General features: G+C 55.0%; 21 protein-coding genes and 1 pseudogene. 11 read left to right on the forward strand and 11 right to left on the reverse strand.

Annotated features, from left to right (window positions below; translation table 11 throughout):
- Positions 1–130: 130 nt before the first annotated feature.
- The 4 genes from KNP85_RS01925 to KNP85_RS01940 form a co-directional block, all read right to left on the reverse strand.
- The gene (locus KNP85_RS01925) at positions 131–739 is read right to left on the reverse strand and encodes a polysaccharide deacetylase family protein (protein ID WP_214800949.1); all 609 of its coding nucleotides are present in this window, start codon (positions 737–739) and stop codon (positions 131–133) included.
- Positions 740–820: 81 nt separating this feature from the next.
- Positions 821–1,300, reverse strand: a complete 480-nt coding sequence (locus tag KNP85_RS01930) for a PgaD family protein (RefSeq protein ID WP_214800951.1) — start codon at positions 1,298–1,300, stop codon at positions 821–823.
- On the reverse strand, positions 1,258–2,517 hold the full coding sequence (pgaC, locus tag KNP85_RS01935; RefSeq protein WP_214800954.1) for a poly-beta-1,6-N-acetyl-D-glucosamine synthase: 1,260 nt from the start codon (positions 2,515–2,517) through the stop codon (positions 1,258–1,260). Before pgaC ends, KNP85_RS01930 begins: the two co-directional genes overlap by 43 nt.
- A gap of 119 nt (positions 2,518–2,636) precedes the next feature.
- Positions 2,637–2,882 carry a hypothetical protein gene (locus tag KNP85_RS01940; protein WP_029594856.1) on the reverse strand — a complete coding sequence of 82 codons (246 nt, stop codon included), beginning with the start codon at positions 2,880–2,882 and terminating at the stop codon, positions 2,637–2,639.
- Positions 2,883–3,008: 126 nt separating this feature from the next.
- On the opposite strand from KNP85_RS01940, the gene KNP85_RS01945 reads away from it, so the two are divergent.
- Positions 3,009–4,250 carry a UDP-glucose dehydrogenase family protein gene (locus KNP85_RS01945; RefSeq protein WP_214800957.1) on the forward strand — a complete coding sequence of 414 codons (1,242 nt, stop codon included), beginning with the start codon at positions 3,009–3,011 and terminating at the stop codon, positions 4,248–4,250.
- Positions 4,251–4,284: 34 nt separating this feature from the next.
- Here the strand turns inward: KNP85_RS01945 and KNP85_RS01950 are convergent, their stop codons facing one another.
- Positions 4,285–4,758 (reverse strand): DinB family protein, encoded by a 474-nt coding sequence (locus KNP85_RS01950; RefSeq protein WP_214799306.1) that lies wholly within the window; start codon positions 4,756–4,758, stop codon positions 4,285–4,287.
- 107 nt (positions 4,759–4,865) lie between these two features.
- Here KNP85_RS01950 and KNP85_RS01955 point away from each other — a divergent pair, with 107 nt between their 5' ends.
- Positions 4,866–5,594: a DUF3784 domain-containing protein gene (locus KNP85_RS01955; RefSeq protein WP_214800960.1), complete on the forward strand. Its 729-nt coding sequence runs from the start codon at positions 4,866–4,868 to the stop codon at positions 5,592–5,594.
- Positions 5,591–5,857, forward strand: coding sequence for a hypothetical protein (locus tag KNP85_RS01960; RefSeq protein WP_021066362.1), 267 nt, complete (start codon positions 5,591–5,593; stop codon positions 5,855–5,857). The genes KNP85_RS01955 and KNP85_RS01960 overlap by 4 nt, the downstream gene beginning before the upstream one ends.
- A 30-nt stretch (positions 5,858–5,887) precedes the next feature.
- Here the strand turns inward: KNP85_RS01960 and KNP85_RS01965 are convergent, their stop codons facing one another.
- The gene (locus KNP85_RS01965; RefSeq protein ID WP_214800963.1) at positions 5,888–8,596 is read right to left on the reverse strand and encodes an EAL domain-containing protein; all 2,709 of its coding nucleotides are present in this window, start codon (positions 8,594–8,596) and stop codon (positions 5,888–5,890) included.
- A 115-nt stretch (positions 8,597–8,711) separates the two neighbouring features.
- Complete coding sequence (locus tag KNP85_RS01970) at positions 8,712–10,319, reverse strand: C40 family peptidase (RefSeq protein WP_251136186.1); 1,608 nt, start codon at positions 10,317–10,319, stop codon at positions 8,712–8,714.
- 280 nt (positions 10,320–10,599) lie between these two features.
- Between KNP85_RS01970 and KNP85_RS01975 the strand changes: the two genes are divergently transcribed.
- Positions 10,600–12,453, forward strand: coding sequence for a sensor domain-containing phosphodiesterase (locus tag KNP85_RS01975; RefSeq protein WP_214800966.1), 1,854 nt, complete (start codon positions 10,600–10,602; stop codon positions 12,451–12,453).
- A 15-nt stretch (positions 12,454–12,468) separates the two neighbouring features.
- Here the strand turns inward: KNP85_RS01975 and KNP85_RS15750 are convergent, their stop codons facing one another.
- The 3 genes and pseudogenes from KNP85_RS15750 to tnpB form a co-directional block, all read right to left on the reverse strand.
- Entirely contained in the window at positions 12,469–12,570 is a 102-nt protein-coding gene (locus KNP85_RS15750) for an ATP-binding protein (RefSeq protein ID WP_251136205.1), read from the reverse strand.
- A pseudogene (locus KNP85_RS01980) lies at positions 12,571–13,250 on the reverse strand (response regulator transcription factor); the annotation flags it as partial.
- Between the two features lie 23 nt (positions 13,251–13,273).
- Positions 13,274–14,446: an IS200/IS605 family element RNA-guided endonuclease TnpB gene (gene tnpB / locus KNP85_RS01985; protein ID WP_214800969.1), complete on the reverse strand. Its 1,173-nt coding sequence runs from the start codon at positions 14,444–14,446 to the stop codon at positions 13,274–13,276.
- A 267-nt stretch (positions 14,447–14,713) separates the two neighbouring features.
- Here tnpB and KNP85_RS01990 point away from each other — a divergent pair, with 267 nt between their 5' ends.
- The gene (locus tag KNP85_RS01990) at positions 14,714–15,469 is read left to right on the forward strand and encodes a Fic family protein (protein WP_214800972.1); all 756 of its coding nucleotides are present in this window, start codon (positions 14,714–14,716) and stop codon (positions 15,467–15,469) included.
- A 29-nt stretch (positions 15,470–15,498) separates the two neighbouring features.
- Here KNP85_RS01990 and KNP85_RS01995 read toward each other — a convergent pair whose 3' ends face one another.
- Complete coding sequence (locus KNP85_RS01995) at positions 15,499–15,939, reverse strand: MerR family transcriptional regulator (protein ID WP_021066372.1); 441 nt, start codon at positions 15,937–15,939, stop codon at positions 15,499–15,501.
- Positions 15,940–16,258: 319 nt separating this feature from the next.
- Here KNP85_RS01995 and KNP85_RS02000 point away from each other — a divergent pair, with 319 nt between their 5' ends.
- From KNP85_RS02000 to KNP85_RS02025, 6 genes are all read left to right on the forward strand, one after another.
- Positions 16,259–16,471 carry a hypothetical protein gene (locus KNP85_RS02000; protein WP_029594867.1) on the forward strand — a complete coding sequence of 71 codons (213 nt, stop codon included), beginning with the start codon at positions 16,259–16,261 and terminating at the stop codon, positions 16,469–16,471.
- Between the two features lie 68 nt (positions 16,472–16,539).
- Positions 16,540–16,680 carry a YvrJ family protein gene (locus tag KNP85_RS02005; protein ID WP_021066374.1) on the forward strand — a complete coding sequence of 47 codons (141 nt, stop codon included), beginning with the start codon at positions 16,540–16,542 and terminating at the stop codon, positions 16,678–16,680.
- A 26-nt stretch (positions 16,681–16,706) separates the two neighbouring features.
- Entirely contained in the window at positions 16,707–16,919 is a 213-nt protein-coding gene (locus tag KNP85_RS02010; protein WP_021066375.1) for a hypothetical protein, read from the forward strand.
- A 29-nt stretch (positions 16,920–16,948) separates the two neighbouring features.
- Positions 16,949–17,161 (forward strand): DUF2922 domain-containing protein, encoded by a 213-nt coding sequence (locus KNP85_RS02015; RefSeq protein ID WP_021066376.1) that lies wholly within the window; start codon positions 16,949–16,951, stop codon positions 17,159–17,161.
- A 114-nt stretch (positions 17,162–17,275) separates the two neighbouring features.
- Positions 17,276–20,017 carry an Ig-like domain-containing protein gene (locus KNP85_RS02020; RefSeq protein WP_214800975.1) on the forward strand — a complete coding sequence of 914 codons (2,742 nt, stop codon included), beginning with the start codon at positions 17,276–17,278 and terminating at the stop codon, positions 20,015–20,017.
- A 120-nt stretch (positions 20,018–20,137) separates the two neighbouring features.
- Positions 20,138–21,961, forward strand: a complete 1,824-nt coding sequence (locus KNP85_RS02025) for a methyl-accepting chemotaxis protein (RefSeq protein WP_214800978.1) — start codon at positions 20,138–20,140, stop codon at positions 21,959–21,961.
- Positions 21,962–22,083: the final 122 nt, after the last annotated feature.

Raw genomic sequence — 22,083 nt, forward strand, 5'->3', positions numbered from 1 at the left:
TCGCCCCTATCTGTTTATATCGAAATGTGCGTACGAACCCATAAAAAGGAGAAGAGGCCACCTGGCGCGAACGAGTCGCGCCAGGTGGCCTCTTTCTTATAAATCTACTGAGTTATGTCCCAGCCTCATTTTATCTATTCTCGAAATACGGTTTGACGAACAACTCGAACAGTTCGGCGTTGAGCAAGTACCGGTTCGAATAGAACGGGTCGTTGTCCGGCGTGATCGGATTCGGGCTCAAGATGAAAGTCTGTTCGAAGCCGAGGTCTTGCACCGTCTCGATCACGGCGTCGCTCGTGTTGCCGAACGGATAGGCGATCGTCGTGACGCGCGTCCCGAGATTCTTTTCGATGGCGGCGACACTTGTCTCCAAATCTTGTCGGAGCTCATCTTGCATGTCTTCCGGCAAGAACACGGCGCCCCCGTCTTTGACGTAGTGCATGTCATGCGTATGCGTCCCGAAATCAGCGAGTCCGCTCGTCTGCATATCCTTCAGTTCAGTCCATGGGGCGAGATCCAAGTTTTGGAACGCCTCGCCGACGTGACTGGTGATGATGAACAGCGTGGACGGGATTTGCTTGTCTTTCAGCACCGGGAACGCGTTCTCATAGACGGTATGATCGACGTCATCGAACGAGATCCACACACATTTGTCCGGAATCGGCTCCCCGGCGCGATAGCCGAGCAAGTCGTCCTGCGTCGCGAAGTGGACGCCTTCCTCTTGGAGCCACGTCCTCATGTGTCGTCGAGGACACGTCGTACACTTTCCAGACGATGCCACTAATAATCAATAGAACGACCAACTGTTTCATGTAGCGCATCATTTCAACTCTTTCACCGGATTTTCTGTGAACACGATGACTTTGTCACGCTGAAGTCGCTCGATATCTTCCGGTTCCATCAAGTCGAGTTTGAGCCAATCGTCGAGCGTCGTGTCCGTCGGCATCTGCCGGCGGTTGAGCGGGCCGTACTTCCGCTTGTTGTACGTCCGCCAAAGGAAGAGCGACAGGGCGGCGATGAACGACGAGACAATCCCGAAGAAGAGCAGCTCGCGGATGTCGGCGTTCGTCACGTTCAAGGCGGTCTTGAGGATGGCGATATAGCGGTCGTTCACGTCGACGACGGCGCTCAAAAAGAACCATGTGACGATGAACGTGTATAGCCAGAACACGACCGTGAGCAACAGCTCAATCCCTTTGCGGAACACGTTCTGTTTCGTCTTGACGAGAATCTCTTGCTCGTAATCATATAACTCACTTACAGGCTGCTTCGCCGTGCCCCCCGGTCTGGTGAACTCCATGTCGCATAGCCTCCTTTCACACGGGCTCTAATCGCTTTCGGTGTCGCCGCGATGACGACGAACGTGTTGAGCATCCAGTAGATGACCGGATACCAAGCGGCCCAGACGTAATATTTGAACACTTTATCGTAGCGGGCGTCGTTCCAGAGCGAGATGATGAGCTGGACGTGGCTGACGAGGACGAGCGCGAACGAGTTGTACGTGAACCAAATCAACATGTCCTGCCACGTGTCGGCCGTCGCGAACAGATACACCGTGACGATGAGCCAGGCATACGCCCAGAGGACGCTGACGACCTGTTCGATATAGACGGGCCAAATCCGGCGCTGGCGCCAGTCTTTGAAGATGTCGAAGTGACGCAAGACGACTTCATGTCCGCCTTGCGACCAGCGCACGCGCTGTTTCCAAATGCCAGAGATCGACTCGGGGACGAGCATCCAGCAGAGGGCGCGTGGCTCATAACGGATGTCCCAGAAATTCTTCTGGAGTTTCCACGAGACAGCGATGTCCTCGGTGATCATGTCGCGGTCCCAAAGCCCGACCGACAGCAACGCTTTCTTGCGGAACATGACGATGACGCCGGAAACGGTCATGATTTTACCCATGACACGCTGCGTCCGTTTGATGGAGCCGATAATCGACGAGTATTCGACGAGCTGCATCCGGCTGAGGAGCGTGTCGCGGTTACGGATGCGCGGATTGCCGGTGACGGCACCGACGCGCTCACCGCGGTTCAAGAAGTGACGGACGAGGTAATACGGGGCCTCCTCGCTCAAGAATGCGTCCGAGTCGACGCAGAGCAAATACTCGGAGCGGGCGGCGTGGGCGGCCATATGTAGCGCGTTTGCCTTGCCTCGGTTCTCATGACAGTCGATAACACGCAGACGTTCATATTCGTCGGCGAGTCCGACGAGAATGTCGCCGGTCTTGTCACGGCTGCCATCGTTGACGGCGATAATCTCAAAATTCGGATAGGTGAGACGATCTAAGTACTCGATTGTCTCGGCAATCGTCTCTTCTTCGTTATAACAAGGAATCAAGATACTGATGAGCGGCCATTCCCGCTCGTTCAAATCGAGTTCTTCCTCTTTCTCCCGCGTCAAGCTGAATAAGAGAGCGCCAGCAATCCAAAACAGCGCCATGAAGAACGGATACCAAAACACGAATTGGGCCAGTGGTTCGATCCAAGGTGCGATGTCGAGCCCGTAAAAATTCATAATTGTCTCCCCTTATTTTCAAAAAAACCATGTACTGAACGTATGATAGCATCAAAAAATTGTTTTCCCATATTTAGCGAAAAAATTGTACAGAAATTCAAAAAGACATTCGACGTGTGTCAAATGTCTGGGTGCTTGTTCAAGTTCGTCCGTCTGTCTTTGCGCCATTTCCAAACGAACAAACCGATCAGCGCGAGGACAGGGGCCGCAACCCAAGGGCGGGCTTCGATGATGGAGACGAGTTCGAAAATCGAGAGCCATCCGCTGATCATGATGAGAATCAGCAGGAAAGTCTTGAGTCCACCTCGAATAGGAAACCAGTAGAACACGAAGAGCGTAATCAAAAAGAAAGCGAGCAATCCCATGCGGTTATTCCTTTCTAGCCTCATTTTGACTCATTATAGCAGAGAATATTCAGAGAGTGTTAGAGCCTTCCCTTGCATGCCGCTTTTCTGTACTGTTAATAGAAGACTATTGAAGGAGGAACTATCGTGAAATTTGGAATCATCGGCCTTGGCTATGTCGGGCTGGCCACCCTGTGTGGACTAGCAAAAGCGGGGCATGAGGTCATCGGTGTCGAGAAAGACCAACCGAGACTGCTCCGTCTTATGAACGGGGACGTCCCGTTCCACGAACCGGGCATGGCAGACGTGTTACGCGATCATCACGGTTCAATCACATTCACGGACTCGATGGCCGATACAGAAACGGTCGACTACCTCGTCCTCGCTGTCGGGACGCCGAGCAAGCAAGACGGCAGCTGTGACTTGACGTTCGTCGACGCGGCCTTGTCCGAGGTCGAGTCGAAACATAAAATCATCGTCCGCAGCACGGTGCCGCCGGGGACGACCGACATGCTGTCGGTCATGTACCCGGCCCATAAGTTCGCCGTCGTGCCGGAATTTCTTCAAGAGGGGCGCGCCCTCGCCGACGTGTTGAAACCGCACCGCGTCGTCATCGGCAGTGACAACCTCGAGATGTGTGAGGAACTTGCCGGTATCTACGGACGCCTCGGGGTGCCGATCGTCTGTACATCACCGATTGACGCCGAGTTCATCAAATACGCCTCGAACGCGTTCCTCGCCACAAAAATCAGTTTCATCAACGACTTGGCGCGTCTCGCCGACAAGGCGGGAGCGGACATCACGACGATCGCCGACGGGATGGGGCTCGACCCGCGCATCGGACGTTCGTTCTTGAACGCCGGACTCGGTTACGGGGGCTCGTGCTTCCCGAAAGACATGCACGCGCTCTTGAACGTGGCGAACGAGAACGAGGTCGACTTACCGGTCATCCGAGCGGCCATGCACGCGAACGACGCCCAGATGGAGTACGTCGCCTCGAAAGTCGAACCGAAGAGCGATCTCAAAGTCGCCTTGCTTGGCCTCGCCTTCAAACCGGGGACGGACGACATGCGCGATGCGCCTTCAATGACGCTCGCTCAACTGTTGGAGATACGTGGAGTCGAAGTCATCGGTTACGACCCGCTCGCCAAGTGGGACTTCCCCCAAGCGGAGACGGTCGAAGCTGCGCTCGAGGGAGCGGACATCGCCATCCTCGTCACGGAATGGGACGAGCTCGTCGCGTTGAAACCGGAAGCGTTCGATGGGATGCGGACGAAGCGCTTGATCGATGCGCGCAACGCTTGGAAGTATGCACGCGACCCGGGTACCGTCCAGTACGAAGGGGTCGGTCGGATGCAAAACAAGGAGAATACACCGTCATCGATGTGACGAAAGGCGAGACCCCACGGGGCCTCGCCTTTTTTCACGCCTTCATCTGTTCTTTCGTCGGTCCCATGACGCCCGGGACCGTGAGTCCCGCCTGACGGAGGAGCACCGTCATCTGGCCGCGGTGGTGCGTCTGATGGTCGATCATCATGCGCAAGACGGCGCCACGCGGCTGTTTCGCACCGTGGACGTCTACTTCTTCGAGTAGGTATTCGTCCGAGAACTGTTCGGCCGCCTGGCTGATTTCGTCGGCATAGCGCGCATACTGGTCGGCGATGGCTGACGCGTCAGCCGGTTGCGTCAAACTCTTCAGCGCCGACAAGCGGAAGCCGAGCAAGTTCGTGAAATAGCCGAGCGCAGTCGTCACGTGCCAGCCGATCCAGCCAATCGAGTTGTGGCCCGGGACGATTTCTTGTCCGAGCGCCTCGTCGGTGACGGCGCGGAGCACGTCGAGCGTGCCAGTCGATGATTTGATCCAATCTTGTAGAAAATCTGCTTTCGTACGATACATCGAATTCCTCCTTGAGCGTTCTACCCTGAGTATACGACGCAGATTCATGATTTTGAAACGTTTGTCTTCATTTTCACGTAGAGTATAGAAGAAAGGGGGACACCTCTATGTGGGGACTCGTGATTGCAGCACTCATTCTGTTCTTGCTCGGATTCGCCGTCCATCGCTTGGGTTGGCATTTCCTCATCTCGGGATACAACACGATGAAGCGCGAAGACAAAGCGCGCGTCAATATTAAGGCGGTGGCGCGGTTAATCGGTTTCATGTGTTACGGCATCGCAACGATCTTTCTCGTCATCGTCGCCATTGACGTGTCGGGTCTCGACATTCCGCTCGAGCCGTTGTTTCTGCTCATCGTCGCGCTCGTCGTCGTGACGCTTTGGCGCGCCCAAAAGTATGACGGGAATATTTTTGATGAGCGCGGTAAGCTTCGTCCTGGAGGCAAGAAGAAACTCATCCCGCTCATCCTCGTCTTGACGCTCATCTTGGGCTTTGTCGGGGGCCTCTTGTTTTGGTTCAGTCAGCCGACCGAGGTGACGCTCACCGATTCGGCGCTCATCATCGAGGGCGGTTACGGCGAGACGGTGCCATATGACGAGATGGAAGCCGTGACGTTGACGTATGAACCGAGCCTCGCTCGTCGCACGAACGGGGCCGCCGTCGGTTCACGCCTGACCGGACACTTCCGGACGACGAACGGGGAGGACGTGCTCGTCTTTGTCGACCGGGACATCGACGTGGTCGTCCGGATCGACTGGAGCGGCAAACCGATTTATCTGAACGTCGAGTCGCACGAGGCGACGGAAGCGTTATATGAGGAGGTACGACAGAAATGACGCAACCTTGGTATACACGGCACATGCCGTTCTTTTTCTTGACGTTCTTGTTCGCACCGCTGACCTTGCTACTCCTCGTCTGGCGCTGGGATCAGTTCGACGGCCACGAGCGGGGGATCAAACTGTTCTTCGCCATCGGGATGACGGCGTTCATCGTGTTCGGGCTGTTGCCGCGCGGGTCGCTGCCGATCATCTTGCCGGTCATCGGACTGTTGATCGCACTGAAGCTCGTGCTCAATCTCATCAAACGAAAAACCGGCTGACATATGTCAACCGGTCGGAGGGGCGCTCGCTCAGGCGAGGTGCCCTCTTTTGTCGTTCACCCAGGCCTCGAACGTGGTCGCGTCAAGGGCAGGGGCGTAATAATAACCTTGTCCGAGTTCGACACCTTCCGCGATAATCCGCTCGAGGTCCTGTTTCGTTTCGATGCCCTCGGCGAGCGAGGTCAATTTCTGTTCACTCGCGAAGCGAGAGACGGCGCGGAGGAATGACGTGCTGTCCTTCGCTTTGCCGCTGACGTACATGCGGTCGATTTTCACTTCTTGAATCGGCAAGTGCCAAATCGCTTCGAACGAGGCGTAGCCGGTCCCGAAGTCGTCAATCGAGAGGCAATAGCCGAGATCGGAGATGTCTTCGAGCCGCTCGAGCTCGTTCGTGTGCGACATGATGTCCGCCGACTCGGTCAGTTCGATTTTCAACCGGTCGGGCAGCCATGGATACGTCGCGATCAAGTCGCGCAGCTTGGTGACGATGGATGGGTCGACCGAATGGGCCGACAAGTTATACGACAACGAGATATCGGCGAACGACGTGTCGCGCCAGGCGACGAGCTGCTCGACGACCAAATCGAGAATCGAGTGCGACAGCCAGAGAATCTGGTCCGAGCGTTCGGCGATGCGAATGAACTCGTTCGGTGGTACGTTGCCGATGTCCGGGTGCTGCCAGCGGGCGAGCGCCTCGGCCCCGACGACCCGGCCCGTCTTCAACTCGACTTGCGGCTGATAGGCGACGGTGATATGTCCTTGCTCGATCGCCTCTGGGAGCGCCTGTTCAATCAAGGCGGCCCATTGAAGCTGGGCGAGGATGCTCGCGTCGTACCAGACGAACGGGGTCCGCGTCTCTTTGGCGTGTTGTAACGCCTTCGTCGCCTCGAACAGACAATCGTTAAAGCTCGGCGTCGTATGCGTCGCCCCGATTTGAAGGTGGACGGTCTGGCGTTTCTGGTTAATCAATAGCTCGGTCGGGAACAGCTCCAACAATTCGGTCTCGTCGACGTTGCGAAGCCCTTTCACATACAGCATGAGCGTGTCGTCCCGGTAACGGCCGAACAAGTGGTGCGCGTACTTCTCGAGCCGGTCCTCGACGTGACGGGCGAACTCGGTCATGAGTAGGTCGGCGTACGTCGGATCGTACCAGTCAACGAGGTGATGGAAGTCGTTCAGTTTAATCAAGAGGAACGTCCCGTCGATATCCTGTTTCTCCCACGCCCGCAGGAAGCCGTACTCGTTGTAGAGCTCGGTGGCGAGGTCGAATCGGACGAGCCGGTCGACTTTGCGCTCGCGTTCGACGCGCTCGGTCTCATCTTCGAGGATGATGTAATACGTGAGCGTCTCGCCGCGCTTGAGCGGGATAATTTTGACGTTCAAGAAGCGGACGTGTTCACCTTTCAAATGCAGGATGAACTGCGCGCTCGTACCGTTCTCCGTCACCCCGGCGAGCGCCTCGCGCAACAGGCGGCGGCCCGTGTCGGTGAACAACTGGTTGATCTCATACAGGTTCCGTTCGCCGAAGAACTGGCGGAACACATCGTTTCGTTCGATGAAGTTGTACGTGTCGTCGATCAAGGCGATGGCGAGTCCTGTCTCGGAGAACAAGGACGACCAGCGCTCGTGATACCGGAGCAGGTCGTTCGATTTCTTCTCGAGCGTGTGTACCGTCGAATGGACACTGGCGGCGATCTCGCGGAGTTCGTCCTCGATGCCGCGGAAGTCGTGGCTCGGTGGGAACGAATCTTCGACCGGTTCCGTGCTCGGGTCGATGGCGAGGGCGCGTGCCTTCAAATGGCTCAAGTCGTGGGCGTACATCTTGCGTGTCGAGCATAGAGCGAACAAGAGCGCGCCTGACAACAGGAGCGTGATGAACAGGACGGCGATGGCGAGTGTGCCGTAACGGTCACGCTCGGTCATGAGCGTGTCGTCAGCCGCCGAGCGTACCGCTTGTAGTGCCGCGTGCGAATCCTCATAGAAGCTCGTCCCGTTGACGTAACGGGCCTCGAGCGTCGAATTGGCGGCCGTCACCCGACCGAGGGCGAGCGCACTCTCAATCAAGTCGTCGACCGATTTCGTCCCGAGAGACGGGTCGGTCGCGACGATGTCCTCAATCAGACGGGCCTCGTTCGCAATCGTCGAGACCTCGAACTCGAGCTGGTCTTGATCCGGTGTCTCGGCGAGCAGGTTCGTGACACCTTCGACGAACGCCATCTGCATGCGCATGATGGCATCGGTCAATTCATAGGCCGTGTTCTCTTGGGCGGTCCGCTCGAGCCCTTGATAGAGCCAGCGCCGGTTGATCGACTCGATGACGTCGAACGGCACGGCTTGGAAGCGGCTCGAGCCGTCCTCGTTCAATGTGTCTTCAAGTTCTTCCGAGAAGCGTAGCAACGCCTCCCGTTCGCGCTCGTCGACCCCGGTCTCGAAGTCGTCGAGCAGTTGAAGATTGTATTGGAGCGCCCGTTCACGGTACGGGGCCGACAGTAACGCCGTCGGTTGCTCCGAGTTCGTCTCGTAGAGTTTGGCCGCGTGATGCAAGACGAGATACGACTCGACGCCGGCCAAGTCGGAGGCGTGGTTCAAGTCGCGCACCGTCTCGTCGACGGCGACATGTTTTTCTTTCCAGTAATAGCTCAGGCCGAGCCCGAACAACAATACGCCGATGAGACAAGCGACGGCGAGAGCCATCGTGTAAATCCGGTACGGAATTTTAGCGAATCGATTGCTTCCCATCGGACACCTCCTTCTTTCTCTTCCCATTCTATAGTCCCTGTTCGAGTCTTTCGAGGGAAATCCTGCCCCACGAAAAAAAACCCGACAAAGGTCGGGTCTTTCAATGCGCCGAAGGTCACGGTCGCTTGTAACCGATGACGCGTGATTTCCAGTATGGCTCTTTACTGATCGTGTTATAGCCGAGTCCGTACGTCCCGGCGTGGATGAACGTGTCCGCATCAATCATGATGCCCATGTGTGACGGGCCGGCCGTGTACGTGTTTTCGAAGAAGACGAGATCGCCCGCTTTTGGGACGAACGTCTTGCTGAGCTGTGTTCCGAAATAAGACCCGGCCCAGTACGTGGCGACGTTCGTGCGTGGGACGCTATAGCCTGCCTGATTGAAGGCATAATAGATGAGTCCAGAGCAGTCAAACCCACCGTTGGTCGGGTTCGAGGATGCCCAGATGTATGGGGTGCCGACGTATTTCTTGGCGACGGCGATGGCGGCGATCCCTGCCTCTGACGTGCCTGGAGCAGGACTTACTGCAGAGCCTTTCGGCACCGCTTTGACGTAAGACGCCGAGACGAAACCGGTCGTATTCCCGATATAGATTTGATGCCAACCGTTCGACGTCTGGACGATCCGGAGCGTCTGTCCGGCCGTGACGCGACCGATGATGGCCGAGCTCGTCGAGGCCGACGTGCGGACGTTGAGCGAGGGTGTATTCACGACGTAGTCGAACGAAGCATTGCCTGCACCGCCGTCTCCGGCGTTCGGTGTGACCGGCGCACTCGGTGCCGTCGTCGTCTGTTTCAAGTAACCGGTGCTGACGTAACCGCTCTTGCCGTTATACGTGACGTATACCCACGTGCCGCTCTGCTTCGTCGCTTTGACGGTCGTGCCGTTCGGGATGCTCGTGACGAGGGCGTAGCCGATGCCCGGGCCTTGACGGACGTTCAAGTTGGCGGTCGTGGTGTACGACTGGTTGATGCTCTGCTCTTGTGGAGCGGCCGGTTTTGTCGGCGTGCTCGGTGTAGTCGGTTTGACGGATGAGTTCGTCAAGTAACCGTTATGTACCCAACCCGTCTTCCCGCCGTAGCTGACTTTCGTCCAGGCGCCGCTCGTTTGAATCGGTTTGAGCGCTTGGCCTTTCGGAATCGTGACGAGTACGTCGTGCCACGTACCTGCGGCGACGCGCATATTCAAGTCTGCCGTCGTGACGGTGGCGTCGCTTGATGGTGCTGGAGCAGCAGGTTTGATTGGAGTCGGTGTGCTCGGTGTAGCTGGTTTGACAGATGAGGCCGTCAAATACCCGTTATGTACCCAACCGGTCTTCCCGCCATAGCTGACTTTCGTCCAGGCACCGCTCGTTTGAATCGGTGTGAGTGCTTGGCCTTTCGGGATCGTGACGAGTACGTCGTGCCACGTGCCTGCGGCGAGACGCATGTTCAACGCGGCCGTCGTGACAGTGCCCGTGCCTGATGTGGCAGTAGGTTTCACTGTGGTCGGGGCGCTCCCGTTCAATTTAAGCGTCTGCCCGATGGCGAGACGGTCTGAATTCAAGTTGTTGAAAGCTTTTAAATTGGCGAGTGACACGTTGTGCTGTTGGCTGATCGACCAGAGCGTGTCACCAGCACGGACGACGTGTGAGCTGGCTGCTGCGACTTCGTCGGCCTGGGCGATGATGCTTACGGCGGCGATGGCTGCGAATGAGTACATGAGGCCGGACTTAGGGGACATTGGGTCACTTCCTTCTCTAATGAGTGCTTTTGACAATTATCGACAGGTAAAGCAATACATGTTTATTGTAGGGTTTACACAAACGGCAAGCAATGGTGGAAATGGCTCAATCAGTGGATTCCGTTAAAAATGAGGTCAATATTTTCGGACACGGATGAGGCGGGAGTACTAAAGAAACAGGGGAATCGAAAATTGACTTTCTGTTGAATTTTGGAAACCTATCCATAGTTCTTTTCGTGCTATCATGAATGCAAAACGTTTGAATGAGAGTAGGGGACTTATGAACGAGGGGAACTTTTCAACACAATCATATCGCAAACATCAAGAGAAACTGTTCGAACTCGTCCGAATGCCAGAGGTGACGGAGGCTGCGGTACGGCAAGCGCTCTTATATATGTGCGAGGTCGTCTCCGATATGCTCGACGTCGACACGGTCTCGATTTGGCATTTCGACGAGACGTATGCCTCAATCAGTTGCCAAGTCGCCTATTCGAAAGAGACGGGACCGAGCGAACCGGTGTTGACGGTCATGCGTGGGGACGCACCTGTCTATTTCGACGCGTTGCGGACGAACCGGGTGCTCCCGTTCGAAGACGTCCGGACCCACGAGTGGGTGAAGGATTTATACCAGCAGCACTTCGTGGAAGGGCAACGGATTTACTCGATGCTCGACGCCCCGATCTATGCGAACAATCGGGCAAAAGGGGTCATCTGTTGCGAGACGTTCGCGCCGCGGCAATGGACGTTCATCGAGGAGCTGATCGTCAGCACGCTGTCCGACTTTATCGCCATCCTCTATCTCCGGCTCGACCGCCGCGAGATCGATGAACACATCACGAAGCTCGCCTATACGGATGAACAGACCGGGCTCATGAACTTGAACGGGTTCATCGAGCGGGTGGACGCGCTCCGCGAACAGGCACCGCACCAGCTCGGCTCATTGATTTATCTCCGGGCGGACGAGTTCCGTTCCGTCGAGACGGCAATCGGCATCCAGCGCGCGGACGACATCGTCATCGAACTGTCGGAACGCCTCCAACAAGTCGTCGATGCGTCGCTCTTGGCGCGCGTCTCTCAATCTGGCTTTCTACTGTGGACGCCTTACGGCGACCGCATCAAAGTGAAGGCGCTCGCCGATTTGATTTGTGAGACGGTGACGAGCGAGCCGTTCGCGGTCGGAGAGCTCGACGTCGTCTTGACGATGAGCGCCTTCATCTCGATCGAGGACAAGTCACGCTCGACGCTCGAGATGATGGACACGACCCGAATCACGGCCAATGATCGCCACGTGCAGCGCGGGGGGATCGCCTTCTACGAGGAAGAGATGGGTGAGAAGGCGACGGCCCGTCTGACACTCGAGATGAATTTGCGAAAAGGGCTCGCCTTGAACGAGTTCACGCTCTATTACCAACCGAAGATTGAAGCGGCGACTGGCAAGTTAAAAGGATTCGAAGGGCTGATGCGCTGGATCCATCCGAAACAAGGATTGATTCCACCGCTCGACTTCATCCCGCTCGCCGAATCGACCGGCGTCATCATCGCGCTCGAAGAATGGGCGCTCGAGGCCGCGTGCCGCCAGTTGAAGACGTGGCACGACGAGGGCCGGATGTATCAGCTCGCCTTGAACTTGTCGGCCCGTCATTTCCTATCGGACGGGGTCGTCGAAAAGTTGGGCCATATCGTCAAGGAGATGTGCGTCTGCCCGAACTACTTGACGTTCGAGATCACCGAGAGCGTCGGGATGGAGAATCAGCAGCACGTCATCGAGCGGTTCGTCGCGTTCCGGGAACAAGGCTTCTCGATTTCAATCGACGACTTCGGGACCGGCTTCTCGGCGTTCGTCTATTTGAAGCACTATCCGATTCATGAGATTAAAATCGATCGGCAGTTCATCCAAGTGACGGACAACGACCCGACCGGCAACGTCATCGTCCAATCGATTATTGAGCTCGCCCGCGGGCTCGGTTTGAAGACGGTGTGCGAGGGCATCGAGACGACCGACCAGCGCGACACGCTCCGCTCGCTCGGCTGTGATGAGATGCAGGGCTACTACTTCTCGCGTCCGCTCCCGATTGACGAGCTCGAGACGTGGATTGAAGACTATGACACGACAAAGAAGGATTCGCTCCGTTGAGCGAATCCTTCTTTGTTATGCCGGTAACTCGATGCGAATCGTTGTCCCGGTCCCACGCTCACTCGTCACCGTGACGGTGCCGCCGTGCGCTTTGATAATGTCCCGAGAAATCGCCATGCCGAGCCCTTTGACCGTCTTGATGTAGGTCGGTTGGGTCGGGTTCGATTCGATTTTTTCACGGAGCCGGCGCATGTGCACCATGACAGCGTTGTCGGCCCCATAGAAATCTTCGCCCCACACTTGCGTGAACAGCGTCTCTTTGCTGAGAATCCGGTTCGGGTTGCGCATGAAGCAGGCGAGTAGACCGACTTCTTTGGCCGTCAGCTTGAGCCGGACGCCGTCGCGAAACACTTAGGTACCGTCCGCGTTCAACCGGAACGGGCCGACGACCGTGTCGGCTGGTAACTCAGGCGCGTCGTAGAGCCACACGCGACGGAGCTGCGCCTTGACGCGAAAGGCGACCTCTTTCGGGCTGAACGGGTTCGTGATGTAATCTTCGCCGCCGATGACGAGGCCGAGAATCTTGTCGACCTCGTCGGACTTGGCCGACAAAAACAAAATCGGGATGTTCGACGTGTTCCGGATTTGACGGCACAGCTCATAGCCTTCACCGTCCGACAACATGACGTCAAGGATGGCGAGATGGGGGCGAACGCGGTGAACGCCGCGAGCCCTTCTCGAATCGTGTGGGCCGTCCGAATCTCGCGGAAGCCTTCCTTCTCTAATGTTTTTTGGATGAGCGTACTTGAACTACCTCCACCTACGCTTCGCTTGGAGGTGGAGGATTCCTGGGTCATCCGGTCTGACGACCGGAACCTGATCAGGCTAGCCCCGTCGTCCCGACGGTTGAAGAGGCCAGGATGCGCTCGGCCTCGCGTTTGAGGTTCAGTCCTGCGTTCACATCACGGTCGTGGTGGGTCCCGCAACCCGGGCATGTCCACTTACGCAGACCGAGATGCTTCACGTCTCTGTGTCGGTGGCCGCAACTCGAACAGAGCTGGCTCGAGGCGAAGGCCTTGCCGACCTTCACGACGGTCTTGCCGTACCAGTCCGCCTTGTATGCGAGCATGCGGAAGAACGCCGACCAACTCACCTCGGCGATGGACTTGCTCAACCGGCGATTTTGTTGCATGTCCTTCACCTGCAGGGTCTCGATGCCGATGACGTCGTGGTTTTTGACGATCTCGGTCGACAGCTTGTGCAGGAAGTCGGTACGCTTGTTGGCGATCTTCTCATGGATGCGGGCGACCTTGCGCTTCTGCTTCTGATAGTTCTTCGCCTCCGACAGCTTGATGTTCCGGTTCAGGGCGATGAGCTGTCGACGGGAGAGCTTGCGTTGCTCGCGCGCCAGTCTCTTCTCGAGCGAACGGAAGTAGCGGTCGTTTTGGTACACCTTGCCGTCGGACAGGACGGCGAAATGCTTCAGGCCGACGTCGACGCCGACCGAGGAGCCGGTCTTCGGCAGCTCGTCGACCTCCTGCTCGACGCAGAGGGAGACGAAATGTTTGCCCGAGGCGTTGCGTCGGATCGTGGCGTTCAAGATGCGGCCCTCGACCTTCCTCGAGTTGGCGAACCGGACCCACTTCAGCTTCGGGAGTTTGAGCTTGTTCCCGACGATCGACACCTCAGGAAGTTGAGACTTGCCTTGGATGTTCGTCTTGTAGGATTGGACCGGGTTCCGTTTCGACTTGAACCGGGGCCGTCCGTTCTGCTTCTTGAAGAAGCGGTCATACGCCTCGGCCAGGTGCTTGACGCTCGCTTGGACAGAGGTGCTATCGACCTCCCTCAGCCAGTCGAACTCTTGCTTCAGGGCAGGGATTTCTTTCGAACAGGAACCGTAGGACAGTCCTTCTCCTGTCGCCTCGTAGGTCTCTTCCCACTTCGCTAGAAAATGGTTGAAGACGAAGCGGGAACAGCCGATCGTCTTGGCGATCAGGATTTCCTGCTCCGTTGTCGGGTAGATCCGGAATCGATACGCTTTTTGCTTCAACATGATGTTCACCTCCTCTAGGTATTTATACCCAAAAGAGAGGGTGGCGATTCATTGCCCACTTTCACTGGGGCTTCGCCCGTCACGTTTAGAAGTGGGCGTATTCTCGCCTAATTTTGATAAAGCACGATGCATCACCCCTGTGTGGGAATGATATATCTTACTTTTTCGCATATGTCACGAAGTAAGGCGCTCCATCGAAATCGACTTGCTCAGGGAAACAAGCGTATAATGAAATCACGAACACTTGAGAGAAAGGAAGCGGGTTATATGTTTGAGCAACTGACGATGAAAAAAGAGCAACTGGATCAAAACCGACCGCTGCCGACGTATACGCTTCAAAGTTTGAGAGCAAAACTCTTTTTAGAATGGACATACAACTCGAATGCCATTGAAGGAAATACGTTGACAATCAACGAGACCAAAGTGGTGCTGGAAGGTATAACGGTTGGCGGGAAGACGATGCGAGAACATCTAGAAGTGATTAACCATCAAGATGCTATTTCCTACGTCGAAGAGATTGTCCGACGTGAAGAGCCGCTGACGGAGTGGCAAATTAAAAATTTGCACCGTCTCGTCTTGAAAGGCATTGACGATTCGTATGCAGGCGTCTATCGGGATCAGCAAGTGTTTATTGCGGGGGCGGTCCATACACCGCCGCCCCCGTATCTCATTAAAGATCAAATGGGGCAGCTGATGCGGTGGTATGAAACTGAGACGGATACGATGCATCCAGTTGAACAGGGTTCTTTATTGCATGCTAAGTTTGTGGGAATTCACCCGTTCATTGATGGAAATGGTCGTACATCTCGGTTGTTGCTCAATTTAGAGTTGATGAAGTCCGGTTATCCGCCGATTGTCATCAAAGTCGAAAATCGCCTGAGTTATTACAATGCGTTAGATCGAGCGCATACGACAGGAATGTACGACGACTTTATCGCCCTTGTCGCGACCGAGGTCGAAACATCACTGGATTTATACTTGAGCGCGATTGCCCCTCATCCATCCAAAAACAGCCCTTCCTGACGATTCAGGAAGGGCTGTCTCATGTCCGCTTATCCAAGCGGGAGTTCGGTTTTCAATTCCAGTTGGAGTATGTACGCCAATTCTTTATGGGCTAGCTCGGAGAAGTTCGTCTTTTTGACGTGTGTCCGGGGCCGTAGTCCGCATTCCAATGCGATGTCGACGATTGTCCGAATCTGATTTTCCGTATAGAAGCGCTTGCGTCCCATCGTGAACGGGGTCGGTGGCAAGACGCCGTCGGTTTCCCATTTGATCAGCTGTTGCTGGCTACGGGGAATCCCGGCGACATGAAACGCACGGCTCAGTTCTTTGAGTGGATAGACGGTCAATGGGCGTTCGTTGTACAGGAACGGCTTCGCGTTTTCCGGGCGATAAGCATCCCAGTCAGTCGCATAAAACGTCAGGTCGGTGTGGTCGAAGTCGAGTTGAGCGGAAGGAATAGAAGTGTTGAGTGCGAAGTCTAAGCTGTTCATCTAGAGTATCTCCTTCTTCAAGTCAAACTGGTCATTTGAAAATGCCCTCCTACGTATAGTAACCCATTTCTAAGCAATTAACTGCCAGTTTTTTCAAAGTGGGGAAATGAATTCGTAGGACTTTAGGCGTGTTTTCGAAATTCGATTGACGTCTATTAAGATACCCTAATTGGTATGATAATTCAAGGAATAAAGCCGATTTCGACCGATGAATGCGTCTTCATTCAGAATAGGTCTATAGTCGTTACGAAAAGGTTACAAGGCAATATGAGCAAACATTCACCAACTTCGGTTAATAGGGGCGAAGGAGGTGAGACATATGGCAGTGTATCGAGAATACGCAAGCGTCTTTTATCTCGACACGAAGCGGCTCGTTGACGGCAAGGAAAAGCGTCAGCTCGTCCGGTTCGGTCCACTCGGTGCGCGGATGGAGACCGAGGAGATCAAGCAGTTCGGTGATCTGTTGATTCCGCTTCTCGCGGTCGAATCCGCCGCATACGTCGTGTCGCGTGAATTCCACGTGACGTTCTAATTGGAGGAACCCCTGATGCGTGTACCGAAGCGTCCCGCCGGAACCGTGTCCGATGAGCGGGTGGGCCCATGAGCTGGCCCGAACTCATCTCGAACCTCGGCTTCCCGATCGTCGTCTCGCTCTATCTGCTCCACCGGATCGAGACGCGCCTTGAGCGCATGATTCAACTGCTCGAACGTCTCGACTCGACCTATCCGTCTGAATTGTAATCCATCCCCGAAAGGAGCCATCCCCCATGGCCGTATTGACTGAAAAGAAAGCCACGCTCGTCTTGACGACGCACCACGATTTGAACAGCTTGAAACCGACGAAGAAAACGCAGCGCTTCGGTCCGATCCGGGCGGCGCTCACGGCTGACAATGCCGAGGCGTTCGGTCACCTCATGCTCGACTTGACCGAGCAAGAAGATTTCACCGTGTCGGTCGTTCGCGAATACGACGTCGTCTAATCACACCCACATCCAAGGAGGACTAACCCATGACTGAGACTAAAGTAGAAATCGCATTTTTGGACATGTTCAATAAAGTATCGCGCTTCCGTTTGAATAACGTGAAACAGCCGGTCGACGCGTTGAAAGTGCAAGCGCTCGCCGACTTCATGGTCGCCAACGACCCGCTCGGCAAGAGCGTCGTCAAATGGACAGAAATCAAGATGATCGAAGGTACACAGACCGTGTTGAACGTCCAATAATCCAAAGGCATCGTCTCTCAAAAAAAGAGACGGTGCTTTTTTCCTGTTTTGCTTCTAAAAATCACAAATTGAAGGTATATTTTTAATATATTGAATAAAAGGCAGGTATTGTAAATGAAGAAATGGCACTATGCAATTTTATTCGTCGCGCTGTTGTTCGTGATGTTCCCGATGGATCAAGCGAACGCGACTCCGAAGTTCGAGCTGGGCACGCTGCTCGAGCAAGAAGTGAAGACAATTGAAGGGTCTCCCTTCTATTTGGACTATCAAGACGGAGCCACGCGGCTTCATGATGTAGAACGACAGACCGTCGTACCCATCGATTACAACGGCAATCTGACGGCGGATCGGTCGCATGATGAAGAGGGGTCATATGGAGATTTCTATACGTTCAAGCCGAGCTTAGACGGTGAATCATTCATGGCGACGCATCATCGGACGGGGGATATGATTCACGTTAACCGTGATGGGTCGACGCGTACATTCAGCCCTTCATTCGACACAGAGTCGATTCGACTTATTACGTACGATGCGAGTCGCGACATCATGTTGTGGGAGAACAAAGGCTCGAAGCAACTCGTGACGACTGATTCGGATGGCGTCACGAAGTGGGAGCGTACTCTCTCCGATCGTGAACAAGTGATATTGGCGACAAACGCGAACGAACTCGTCGTTGCGGACACGTACTCGGACGTCCTGCTCCATCTGAATCCAGATACAGGCGAGATAATCGAGACAATCAAGATGCCGAATACGGTGACAGCGGTATTTGCTGAACCTACGACAGATCACCTTCTGTTAGAAGGGGTTAGTGACTTACACGTGTATGATTGGAAGCAACGTACCATCACGACGCTTGATTTGAAAAATCAGTCGTTCTATGAAATCGAGTCGTTTACCTATCACAACGGCACGTACTACGCGATGACGGAGTTCGATTATTTGCTCACCATCGATTTAGCCACGAAGACATTGAACAAACTGCGACTGGATTCATTCAATTCACGGCTTGACTACAAACTGTTGCACGGAGGCTACTTGCTTCGAAACGACCAGCGCTTACTGGCGGCAGAGCGTGCCCACCTCATTCCAGGTCAGCTGTACACCTCGCCGAAAGCTACAAAACCGTCTGGAGCCGGCAACACCTGGTTAGGCGAGTCCTATCAACTGATGGCGACCGTCGTGACAATCGATCGCGTCTACCATGAAATCCCTGTCGCCGACTTGGGGTCAGACGCGGAAGTGGTCGATGCGACACGCTCATTCGAGGATGGATACATCGTTCCATCGTTCGATGAATCGTTCAGTTATGCGCTTCGATTCGGAAACCTCACGAGCAACAGAGTCACCTTGAATCCGGTGACGAAAGTGCCGCTTCAAATCGAAACATCATTTGATAACGGGCCGGTAGGGGATATCGTCGGTACGACAGCCCCAAACATGACGGTGTATGTGACTTGTGAAAACAACAAATACGCGAGCTGTGACGGTTCGGTCACGGCCGATGAGACAGGACGTTTTACGTTCTCACGCGGTATTCTCTGGGGAAATCAAACCATCATGGTTTGGGTAGCAGACAACGCGACGTATAACCAAGCCACAACAGCATCGGTCAAACAGACGTTCCAAATGAATGAACCGACCGATACGAACATTGCCGAAGTGTTGAGAGAGACGGCGATGGAAGGTGTGACGATTCGGACAAAACCAAATGCCCGAGTCGAGGTGCGTCAATTGTTCTCACCGACAAACTATGAAGTTCGTGAAGTCCAAGCAGACGCATCGGGAGTCGCGAAGTTAACGGAGTACAATCGAGACAAGCCGATGTACTACCGTGTCATTTATCGCATTCTCGACACGAACAGTCAGTATGCGAATCTTTACGTATCAACAGATTATCCGGTGCCTGACGTCACGTGGACAAAACCACCGAAGACAGGTGATACGACTGTGACTGTTCATTATAACGGGACACTCTCTCCACTGCTCGCGGTGGCGCGAAATGGCCGAGATGAATCAGCAAAACGTCTCGTTCCTGGAACGAACGTCATCGCGTTGAAAGGACCACTCTGGGAAGGACAGACGATTCGACTCATCGCGAGTTTCCGCCCTGAACTCAGTAAAACGTTCGAACAAAAAGTGACGAGTGACGCACCGAAGACACTCAGCATCAAAGATGTGCTCGTCACATCGTCTACTTCAACGTTTACAGTGTTGAAAGATACACCGGCATACTTGAACTTCATCGTGAATGGGAAGCCAATCTCATACACTGAGGTTGGAAAAGACCGCTACCGGATCTCGGTGAAACCAGGCACGTCGGTCGTCGTCGAGTCGACGATTGGGTCGAAGAAGAAGCGGACGACGTACAAAGTCCCGACGGCTTCGTTGACGTCGTTCGCGCCGTCTGACGAAGTGAGCACGTGGAAAGGGAAGACACTCCCGAACGCCACCGTCACCGTGAAGGCGGGGACGAAAGTGATCGGACGGACGAAGGCGAACTCGACCGGCAGCTATCAAGTGAAGTTCGCCCGTCAGCGTGCGGGCACGAAGCTCGTATTCGAGGCGAAAGTCGGAGTGGCCCGTGACGCGAAGAGCGCGACCGTCAAAGCAGGCGTTCGTCCGACGGTGAGCACCGGCACAATCCGCTCGACGACGAAATCGATTGCTGTTCGCACGAACGTCCCGTACGGCACGGTGACGATTTATAACGGAAAGACGCTCGTCGCGAAGAAGACGATCACATCGACTTCGACGAACGTGTCCATTAAACCGCAAAAACGTGGCTCGAAGTTGACGATTAAAGTCGTGACGCCGGCCAACCGAAGCGGCCAGACTGTAAAGTCCGTATTATAACGTAGAGAAAAGGTGACTGATTTTTCAGTCATCTTTTTTTATTTTGGTCAATCCGCTTTAGATTCCTCGACGTCAAGACGATATAGGAAGAAACGTTGCATGCGAGAGGGGAATATACATATGTCAGTGAAACAGAAGTGGATAGCGTTACGGAACCGGTTAAACGTCCAGCGCTTTCAATGGAAACCGAAACGACGAAAGCCAAGCACGCGTGAAGGAAAACGAGTGACCGGCAAGAACCTGACCATCCGTCAAAAGCTGTGGGGACTCGTCATTCTCGCGCTCCTCATGGTCGCAGGTGTCGGTGGCTACTCGCTCTTGTCGCTCGCCGATGCGAACCGTCAAGGCGATGACATCGTCAACAACTGGAACAAAGGGCTCGACTACGCCCACGAGCTGAACACGCTCGCGGCGAACTATCGCGCGCTCGAGCTCGAACACATCGTGACGGACGACACGGCCGCGAAAGAAGAATTGATGTCCGCGATGAAAGAGATTCGGACACGGATTAATGAAATTGCCCCGAAATATGAACAGACGGCGACAGGTGAGACGGACAAGGAGCTGTTCGCCAACTTCAGTAAGCAATGGGAGATGTATCAACGCGTGTCGGACAATATGCTGATTTTCAGCACGTCCGGCAACAACGGTATGGCTCGCTCGTATTACGATGCCCAGTCCCAATCGACATACGATAACTTCACGCAACGCCTGACCGAGCTCGTCGACTACAACTCGGAAGGTTCACAACGTGTCGGCGCCGACATGGAACGTGAGTTTCAACAGTCGCTCATCGCACTACTCGCGGTGACGATCGGTGCGGTCGTACTCCTGTTGTTCCTCGGACTGAGCTTATTGCGTTCCATCATCAAACCGATGCGGGTGCTCCAAGAGAAGTTTGACGAGTTGGCCTCACAAGGCGGCGACTTGACGATGGCCATCCCGGTCACATCGAACGACGAGATCGCGCAAGTGAGCCGCTCGTTCAACACGTTCCTCGCGACGCTACGCGACATCATGATTGACGTCGACAAGACGGCAAAAGTCGTCCTCGTCTCGTCAAAAGAAGTGGCAGCGGAAGTCATTGAACTGAGCCGTTACATGGAAGAAACGTCAGGCACGGTCGAGGAATTGACGGCCGGTATGGAAGAGACGGCCGCGTCCTCGCAAGAGATGAGTGCGTCGACGACCGAGATGGGCAGTTCCATCGATTCCATCGTCGACTTGTCGAACGACAGCGCGACGACAGCGGGCGACGTCGAACGTCGCGCTCACGCCATGCGTGAACAAGCCGTTGCATCGAAGACGGAAGCGAACGCCATCATCGAACAGAAACGCATCGAACTTGACGAGGCGATCAAAGGGGCGCAGTCGGTCGAACAGATTCGTGTCCTGACGAGCGCCATCTTGACCATCGCCGACCAGACGAACTTGCTTGCCTTGAACGCATCGATTGAGGCGGCTCGGGCCGGAGATGCCGGTCGCGGCTTCGCGGTCGTCGCTTCAGAGATTCGAAAGCTGGCCGAGAACTCGCGCCAGACGGTGAACGAGATTCAAGCGGTATCGCACACGGTCATCGATTCGGTCGCCCGGCTCAATACAAGCTCGGCCGATATGCTGACGTTCCTCGATACGAAAGTGCTCGCCGATTACGACCGACTCGAGGAGTCGGCCACACAATATGAGGCAGATGCAACTGTGTTCGGACAAACGGCAGAGACGTTCGAGACGAACGCGCTCCAACTCCGTCATATGACCGATAGCATCCTCCACGTTATCCAAGAAGTCGCGACGACCGTGACCGAAGGGGCGGACGGGACCCAATCGATTTCGGAGAAGGTCCAACTGTCCGTCGAGCGGTTCAACGACGTGCAGGCACGGATGCAGGAGACCGAACAACGTGCGGTCGAACTGTCGAATCGCGTGTCACAGTTCAAGTTATGAAGCTAGACCGTAGCCCCATGCTGCGGTCTTTTTTGTGGCAAAAATGTGGAGTGGAAACTAGGAAATGAGGTCAATGTTGAAATAAATGTGCGAGAAGATTGGAAAACCGTTTGCACTATCCG

It is taken from the genome of Exiguobacterium sp. s194, assembly GCF_018618275.1.
In the GTDB taxonomy this organism is placed as follows: Bacteria; Bacillota; Bacilli; order Exiguobacteriales; family Exiguobacteriaceae; genus Exiguobacterium; species Exiguobacterium chiriqhucha.

Bases quoted from the DNA above. Each gene is read 5' to 3' on its own strand.
- tnpB (WP_214800969.1), bottom strand. From the start codon at position 14,446: ATGTTGAAGCAAAAAGCGTATCGATTCCGGATCTACCCGACAACGGAG.
- KNP85_RS02025 (WP_214800978.1), top strand. From the start codon at position 20,138: ATGTCAGTGAAACAGAAGTGGATAGCGTTACGGAACCGGTTAAACGTC.
- KNP85_RS02000 (WP_029594867.1), top strand. From the start codon at position 16,259: ATGGCAGTGTATCGAGAATACGCAAGCGTCTTTTATCTCGACACGAAG.
- KNP85_RS01925 (WP_214800949.1), bottom strand. From the start codon at position 739: ATGAGGACGTGGCTCCAAGAGGAAGGCGTCCACTTCGCGACGCAGGAC.
- KNP85_RS01970 (WP_251136186.1), bottom strand. From the start codon at position 10,319: ATGTCCCCTAAGTCCGGCCTCATGTACTCATTCGCAGCCATCGCCGCC.
- KNP85_RS01955 (WP_214800960.1), top strand. From the start codon at position 4,866: ATGTGGGGACTCGTGATTGCAGCACTCATTCTGTTCTTGCTCGGATTC.
- KNP85_RS02015 (WP_021066376.1), top strand. From the start codon at position 16,949: ATGACTGAGACTAAAGTAGAAATCGCATTTTTGGACATGTTCAATAAA.
- KNP85_RS01995 (WP_021066372.1), bottom strand. From the start codon at position 15,939: ATGAACAGCTTAGACTTCGCACTCAACACTTCTATTCCTTCCGCTCAA.
- pgaC (WP_214800954.1), bottom strand. From the start codon at position 2,517: ATGAATTTTTACGGGCTCGACATCGCACCTTGGATCGAACCACTGGCC.
- KNP85_RS02020 (WP_214800975.1), top strand. From the start codon at position 17,276: ATGAAGAAATGGCACTATGCAATTTTATTCGTCGCGCTGTTGTTCGTG.
- KNP85_RS01930 (WP_214800951.1), bottom strand. From the start codon at position 1,300: ATGGAGTTCACCAGACCGGGGGGCACGGCGAAGCAGCCTGTAAGTGAG.
- KNP85_RS15750 (WP_251136205.1), bottom strand. From the start codon at position 12,570: ATGGCGATTTCTCGGGACATTATCAAAGCGCACGGCGGCACCGTCACG.
- KNP85_RS01975 (WP_214800966.1), top strand. From the start codon at position 10,600: ATGAACGAGGGGAACTTTTCAACACAATCATATCGCAAACATCAAGAG.
- KNP85_RS01950 (WP_214799306.1), bottom strand. From the start codon at position 4,758: ATGTATCGTACGAAAGCAGATTTTCTACAAGATTGGATCAAATCATCG.
- KNP85_RS01990 (WP_214800972.1), top strand. From the start codon at position 14,714: ATGTTTGAGCAACTGACGATGAAAAAAGAGCAACTGGATCAAAACCGA.
- KNP85_RS01960 (WP_021066362.1), top strand. From the start codon at position 5,591: ATGACGCAACCTTGGTATACACGGCACATGCCGTTCTTTTTCTTGACG.
- KNP85_RS02010 (WP_021066375.1), top strand. From the start codon at position 16,707: ATGGCCGTATTGACTGAAAAGAAAGCCACGCTCGTCTTGACGACGCAC.
- KNP85_RS02005 (WP_021066374.1), top strand. From the start codon at position 16,540: ATGAGCTGGCCCGAACTCATCTCGAACCTCGGCTTCCCGATCGTCGTC.
- KNP85_RS01965 (WP_214800963.1), bottom strand. From the start codon at position 8,596: ATGGGAAGCAATCGATTCGCTAAAATTCCGTACCGGATTTACACGATG.
- KNP85_RS01940 (WP_029594856.1), bottom strand. From the start codon at position 2,882: ATGGGATTGCTCGCTTTCTTTTTGATTACGCTCTTCGTGTTCTACTGG.